The following is a 5,252-nucleotide window of genomic DNA, read 5'->3' as shown; positions in this document are numbered from 1 at the left end:
CCCCCGCATCACCCTACTTTCCCACTCTTGCAAAGAGCAGTATCATCGGCGTTAGAGAGCTTGACTTCCAGGTTCGGGATGGAGCTGGGTATTTCCTCTCTACTAGGGACACGGGAGAAAAAGCAAGCTTTTTCTGTAGTGTAGCTTTCTCTTAAGTGAAGCTTTTTTTAAGCAAACTTCCCCTTAGCATAGCTTGTAGTAAAGCTTTACTAGCTAGCTCTTTTTTAAGCTTTTGTAAACTCTCTTAAGCTTTTGTAAAAAAGTAAACTTTAACTTCCTACAACTTTGCCACACAGAAAGCTTAAATTGCTTAAAACTCTAAGCTTTCTTTAATTTAAGCAATTTACTTAGGCAAGTCTCTTAAAAGAACTTTTAAAGCTCTCTTAGCACCTTTAGCCCTTAAGTATTCTAAGCTTTTGCATTAAGTAAGCCTAGAATTGTGCAATTGTGCTTAAATTGTGCTTGAAAGCTACAGAAAAGCTAAAAAGCTTAAAGCTAAAAAGCTACCTAAATAGCCATGTAAAGTCTCTACAAAGCCTTACACTCAATAAGGCGGTGTAACCTAGCATGCAAACAAGCCAAACGCTCTATTAGTAGTGGTTAGCTGAATGCATTGCTGCACTTACACACCCACCCTATCAAACATGTAGTCTTCATGCGAGCTTCAGGGAAAGCTCATCTTGGAGTTGGCTTCGAGCTTAGATGCTTTCAGCTCTTATCACAACCATGCGTGGCTACCCAGCGGTGCTCTTGGCAGAACAACTGGTGCACCAGTGGCATGTCCATCTCGGTCCTCTCGTACTAAAGACAGCTCTCCTCAGCTTTCCTACGCCCACAGCAGATAGGGACCGAACTGTCTCACGACGTTCTGAACCCAGCTCGCGTACCGCTTTAAATGGCGAACAGCCATACCCTTGGGACCTGCTCCAGCCCCAGGATGCGATGAGCCGACATCGAGGTGCCAAACCTCCCCGTCGATGTGAGCTCTTGGGGGAGATCAGCCTGTTATCCCCGGGGTACCTTTTATCCTTTGAGCGATGGCTCTTCCACACGAAACCACCGGATCACTATGACCGACTTTCGTCTCTGCTTGAGTTGTCTCTCTTGCAGTTAAGCTAGCTTATGCCATTACACGCAACTGGCGATTTCCAACCGCCATGAGCTAACCTTTGTAAGCCTCCGTTACTCTTTAGGAGGCGACCGCCCCAGTCAAACTACCCACCAAACATTGTCCTGCCTAAGGATGACTTAGGCCAGTTAGCTAACAAAAACGCCAAGGGTGGTATCTCAAGGATGACTCCACAGACACCAAAGTGTCTGCTTCAAAGCCTCCCACCTATCCTGCGCATGGCATTCCCATTAGCAGTGCTAAGCTATAGTAAAGGTCCACGGGGTCTTTCCGTCTTGCTGCGGGTAGGAGGAATTTTCACCTCCACTACAATTTCACTGGACCTCTCTTTGAGACAGCTCCCATCTCGTTACGCCATTCATGCAGGTCGGTATTTAACCGACAAGGAATTTCGCTACCTTAGGACCGTTATAGTTACGGCCGCCGTTTACTCGGGCTTCGATCAAGAGCTTTGCATCGCTGCTAACCCCATCAATTAACCTTCGAGCACCGGGCAGGCGTCACACCTTATACTTCCTCTTACGAGTTAGCAAAGTGCTGTGTTTTTGGTAAACAGTCGGGAGGGACTCTTTGCTGAGACCTACTTGCGTAGGCACACCTTATCGCGAACTTACGGTGTCAGTTTGCAGAGTTCCTTAAAGAGAGTTCATCCACGCGCCTTAGAATACTCATCTCATCTACCTGTGTCGGTTTGCGGTACGGACAATTAGAGCTAAACTTAGAGACTTTTCTTGGCACAAAGTATCAGTGATTCTCCTTTCAATCTTAAAGATCTCTAGGAGCCTATTTAGGTTTTGAATACAGGAGCGGATTTGCCTCTCTCCTAATCTATGACCCTTAGACCAGCACTTCCATCCGCTGGCTCACCTAACTTTATGCGTCCTCCCATCGCACACCCTAATTGGTATAGGAATATTAACCTATTTGCCATCGCCTACCCTTTTCAGACTTGGCTTAGGACCCGACTAACCCTACGATGACGAACATCGCGTAGGAAACCTTAGATTTACGGCGGATGCGATTCTTACGCATCTTATCGCTACTCATTCCTGCATGCTCACTTCTGTGCGCTCCAACACTCCTTACCGGTATGCCTTCAACGCTGCACAGAACGCTCTTCTACCACTGCACAAAGTGCAATCTACAACTTCGGTGTCTATCTTAGCCCCGTTATATTTTCAGCGCATGATCACTAGACCAGTGAGCTGTTACGCTTTCTTTAAAGGATGGCTGCTTCTAAGCCAACCTCCTGGTTGTTTGAGTAACCACACATCTTTTTCCACTCAGAATAGAACTTGGGGACCTTAGTTGGTAGTCTGGGTTGTTTCCCTCTTGACGATTGATTTTATCACCCACCGCCTGACTCCCAAGTTAGAACAAGAGGTATTTGCAGTTTGACAGGGTTTGGTACTGCGGCGAGCAGCCCTAGTCCAATCAGAGCTCTACCCCCTCTTGCCACCACTTGAGGCTATACCTAAATATATTTCGAAGAGAACCAGCTATCACCAAGTTTGTTTGGCCTTTCACCCCTATCCACAGCTCATCCCAGCCCGTTTCAATGGGCACGGGTTCAGTCCTCCATAAGCTATTACACTTACTTCAACTTGGCCATGGATAGATCACTTGGCTTCGGGTCTGCAGCATCTGACTAAAACGCCCTATTCAGACTTGCTTTCGCTACGGCTCGTTTTTCACTTAACCTTGCCAGACACCACAACTCGCAGGATCATTATGCAAAAGGCAGTCCATCACCCTTGTGGGTCCCTCTGAAGAATTGAAAAAATGGCGATTACCGCAAATTGGTAAAAGTCCCATCGCTGTGGTACAGCGTATCGCCCATTTTCGTTGAATAGCTTCCATCGCTATTGTAAATGGTGTTTCCAATACGATTCAAATAACTTCCATCGCTATTGTATCTCGTATTGCCCATCTGCGTGGAGTAGCTACCATCACTATGGTATGTTGTGTTGCCCATCTGTGTAGAATAACTCCCATCACTATGGTATGTGGTGTTTCCATTTCTGTGCCCATAGCTACCATCGCTATTGTAATACGAATCGTAGGCAGAAACACAGCTCACAAAAGCTAAACCAGCTAAAACAGTCCTCGTACCCATAAAAACCTCCTAAATTAGAGATACGAGTCGAAGCATACAACAAAAAAACTTATGACGGTTTTAAACCCGTTCCAATCCCTCAAAGGGACCCACAATAGGGCTCTGAATGATTGTAAGTAGATGGTTTCAGGTTCTATTTCACTCCGTTACCCACGGTTCTTTTCACCTTTCCCTCACGGTACTTGTGCGCTATCGGTCAAAGAGGAGTATTTAGGGTTGGAGAGTGGTCTCCCCAGCTTCAGCCCGGATTTCTCGTGTCCTGACCTACTCTGGATTCTACTATCTTTGAAAAAACTTTTCGCATACAAGGCTATCACTTTCTATGGCACGCTTTTCCAAGCGCTTCTGCTAAATCTTTTCTTAGAATCTTGTAGTCCTCAACCCCGCATGCAAGCACGCGGTTTGCCCTTTTCCCCTTTCGCTCGCCACTACTTAGGGAATCTCACTTGATTTCTTTTCCTCTAGCTACTAAGATGTTTCACTTCGCTAGGTTCGCCCTCTATTAAATAGAGTAGCTTATGTTGCCATAAGCTGGGTTGCCCCATTCGGAGATCTACGAATCAAAGCTCCTTGACAGCTCCTCGTAGCTTATCGCAGTCTAGTGCGTCCTTCATCGCCTCTCTTTGCCAAGGCATCCACCATCCACTCTTTCTATCTTGCTTGCCACTCTAACATATCCGCTAAAGTGTTGCATCAGCTCACCGCCTTATTGAGTGTAATTCTTTTGGCTTTGTAGTTTACCCTTTACATAGGCTATTAACAATAAAAAACCAAATAACACTAAGAAAACTAAAAACCTATCTTTAAAGGAAAAAGAGAAAAAGCGATAAAAACCTCAATCTTTGCAATCAATACAATTTATAAGGCTTATTCTCGTTAAAACTTAACCCTAAACCCCTTTAAAAGGCTAGCTTTCTTAGAAGCAAAAGCTGATTTTATCGTTGATAAACTTAAGGCATGCTGAAAGATTTAGCAAGGCTTTTTGAATATAAGGCTTTCTAAAATATTATTAGGGTTAAAGCATTTGTAGTAGCTAGGTGAGTGGCTCGCTTTTTTGATCTTTAAGATTTTTAGTGTTGGCTGGTGTTTGGATTGTGATATTGTGATCTAGTAATTGTCTGGCTATTTTAGTGATTATCTGTTCTAGTTATTGTTTAGTTATTCTGATGATTGTCTTTTCCACAATGGGGTCTTTCCGCGCTCCTCAATGATGTTTAACATCCGGTGTGGAGTTGTTCCTTGTGATAATAGGCTTTAGCCTTCTTAAACTCCTCAATGCTAGGGAGGGTATGATCATAATCTGTTCTAAAATCTTTTTGTAATTCTTTAAAGTCTTTCAAGTCAAACCTTTTTAACTTGCGCAAGGGTTTATTGTTCTTGATTATTCTTAGCGATTGTCTAGTTCTAGCTATTGTTTGACTCTGATTATTTGGTCAAAATTTCTTAAAAATTTTTTAGTTTTCTTGATCTTTTAGTTTTCTTAAATTTTGTTTAAATTTAGTTTAAACTTATTTAAACTTGGTTTTCTCATCTTGAAATTTAGTTCTTTTAAATTCTCTTAAATTTAAATTCTCTTAAATTCCTTTCTTAAATTTTGTCGTATTCAGGTCTCTTCAATTCTCTTTAATTCCTTTCAATTTTCTTAAATTAACTTTCCTAAATTCTAATTTTCTTAAACTTTATTTAAGGATTGTCTATTCTTTTAATTTCTTAAATCTTTAATTTCTTAAATTTTATTGGAGAATTTTCTATTCTTTTAAGTTTAAGGATCATCTTAAATTTAAGGGTTACCTTGAGGATTATTTTGTTGGGGGTTATCTTGGCTTAATAGATTATCCAGTGTGTCTAAATCATGGCCTATCTCTTTGAGTTCATTTGCAATCTGTGCAAGTTGTTCCTCTACATGGCTTAAATCATCTTTGATCTCTTCAAATTCTTCAAAGAGTTCATCAATGTTTTGGGTGTTATTCTCTGCTTTCATGGAGCATCCTTGTGAAGTGGTGGAAA

2 protein-coding genes and 2 rRNA genes are annotated in these 5,252 nt (G+C 42.3%); all 4 read right to left on the bottom strand.

Annotation, left to right across the window (positions count from 1 at the left end; genetic code table 11):
• A 5S ribosomal RNA gene (gene rrf, locus G6Q06_RS08100) occupies positions 1 to 116 on the bottom strand.
• Between the two features lie 453 nt (positions 117 to 569).
• Positions 570 to 3,907, bottom strand: a 23S ribosomal RNA gene (locus G6Q06_RS08095).
• 552 nt (positions 3,908 to 4,459) lie between these two features.
• Positions 4,460 to 4,585, bottom strand: a complete 126-nt coding sequence (locus G6Q06_RS08765) for a hypothetical protein (RefSeq protein WP_275896966.1) — start codon at positions 4,583 to 4,585, stop codon at positions 4,460 to 4,462.
• A gap of 440 nt (positions 4,586 to 5,025) precedes the next feature.
• On the bottom strand, positions 5,026 to 5,252 hold a 227-nt coding region (locus G6Q06_RS08090; RefSeq protein WP_205426777.1), incomplete at its 5' end, for a hypothetical protein.

The organism is Helicobacter suis (assembly GCF_902196135.1).
GTDB classification, from domain to species: domain Bacteria; phylum Campylobacterota; class Campylobacteria; order Campylobacterales; family Helicobacteraceae; genus Helicobacter; species Helicobacter suis_A.
This window is presented reverse-complemented; position numbering and strand designations above follow the sequence as displayed.